Source organism: Streptomyces sp. WAC05292 (genome assembly GCF_003949955.1).
Classification (GTDB): Bacteria; Actinomycetota; Actinomycetes; order Streptomycetales; family Streptomycetaceae; genus Streptomyces; species Streptomyces globosus.
Genome location: NZ_RPSE01000667.1, coordinates 1 through 1,838, shown reverse-complemented (window position 1 = coordinate 1,838; position 1,838 = coordinate 1). Strand labels below are relative to the sequence as shown.

General features: G+C 74.9%; 1 protein-coding gene. It reads right to left on the bottom strand.

What is annotated here, in order from left to right; translation table 11 throughout:
* Positions 1-166: 166 nt before the first annotated feature.
* On the bottom strand, positions 167-1,838 hold a 1,672-nt coding region (locus EF903_RS32220), incomplete at its 5' end, for an NAD(P)/FAD-dependent oxidoreductase (RefSeq protein ID WP_221888806.1).

Genomic DNA, 1,838 nt, shown 5'->3' with positions numbered 1-1,838 from the left:
GGGCAGGGCAGGGCAGGCGTCGGCCAGGCTAGTGCCGTACGCGGGTTACCGGGCGGGTCGGCGTGCCCGCCGACGGGGCGTGTCACAGCCCGCCGTACCGGCCGCGAGCTCGGGTTTTGCCGTCGGCGCCGGGGCGGGGCGCGGGCCGTGCCGAGGGGCGCGCGGTTCACCCGTCCAGCGGCGCGCGCCCGCGCCGGGTGCGCCCCGTGGCCGGCGCGGAGGCCGCGGCGGAGAGCGCGAAGCCGCGGTAGCCGTCCCGCGCGGAGGCCTCGCACGCCTCCCGGTAGCGGTCGGCGCCGCCCGCGTACGCGAGGAAGACCCGAGGCTTGCCCGGCACGTTGGCGCCGGTGTACCAGGAGTCGGTGTGCGGGTAGAGGGTCGCGGAGGCCGTCTCCGCGACGTGCGCGCACCAGCGGTCCTCGGCCTCGGGGGTGGCGTCGATCTCGGTGAGGCCGGCGCCGCGCAGGTGGGCGATGCAGTCCGTGATCCACTCGACGTGCTGTTCGATGGAGAAGACCGCGTTGCTGAGGACGGAGGGGCTGAGGGGTCCGAGGACGGTGAAGAGGTTGGGGAAGCCGGCGGAGAGCAGCCCCAGGTGGTTGCGGGGGCCGCCGGCCCACTTCTCCCTGAGCGTGCGGCCCCCCTTGCCGATGATGTCCACGGCGAGCTGGGAGCCGGTCAGGGCGTCGAAGCCGGTGGCGAAGACGATGGCGTCGGCGGGGTGTTCGCGCTCCGTGGTCCTGATCCCCGCGGGGGTGATCCGGGTGAGGGGTGTCCGGGTGAGGTCCACGAGTCGGACGTGGGGCCGGTTGTAGGCGGTGTAGTACCCGCTGTCGAGGCAGGGGCGCTTGGTGCCGAAGGGGTACGTGCGCGGGGTGAGCGCCTCGGCGGTCGCCGGGTCGGCGACGATCGCGCGGATCTTGGCGCGGACGTGCTCGGCGGCGGTCTCGTTGGCCGCAGGGTCGGTGAGGATGTCCGTGTAGGTGCGCAGCAGGCCGCTGAGGAGGCCCGAGTTCCAGCCGGCCTCGTAGGCGGCCGTGCGCTCGGCCTCGTCGGCCTTGAGGGCGGATCCCGTGGGCGGTTCGACGAGGGTGCCGCCGCGTGAGCGGCGCTGGGCGGCCCGGTACGCGGGGTAGCGGGCCTTCAGCTCGGCGGTCTCGGCGGCGCTCAGGGGCCGGTTGTGGGCGGGGAGGGCGTAGACCGGGGTGCGCTGGAAGACGGTGAGGGCGGCGGCCTGTTCGGCGAGGACCGGGATGAGCTGCACGGCGGAGCAGCCGGTGCCGATGACGGCGACGCGGCGGCCCGCGAGGTCGGCGCCCTCGTGCGGCCAGTCGGCGGTGTGCAGGGTGCGGCCGGCGAAGGTGTCTGCGCCGGGGACGTCCGGCTTCTTGACGGCGGACATGCAGCCGGTGGCGAGGACGACGAACCGGGCGGTCACCGTCTCGCCTGTGTCGGTGGTGAGCCGCCAGGCATGGCCGGCCTCGTCGTACACGGCGCGGTCGACGCGGGTGCCGAGGGTGATGTCCCGGCGGAGGTCGAAGCGGTCGGCGACGTGGTGGAGGTAGCGGAGGATCTCCGGCTGGGCGGCGTACCGCTCGCTCCACTCCCACTCCTGGTCGAGTTCGGGCGAGAAGGAGTACGAGTAGGCCGCGCTCTCGATGTCGCAGCGGGCACCGGGGTAGCGGTTGCGGTACCAGGTGCCGCCGATGTCGTCGCAGGCCTCGAAGACGCGGGTGCGCAGGCCGAGTCGGCGCAGCCGGTACAGCTGGTAGAGGCCGGCGAAGCCGGCCCCGACGACGGCCGCGTCGAGTTGCGGCTCCCCGGGGGCGGGCCGGGGG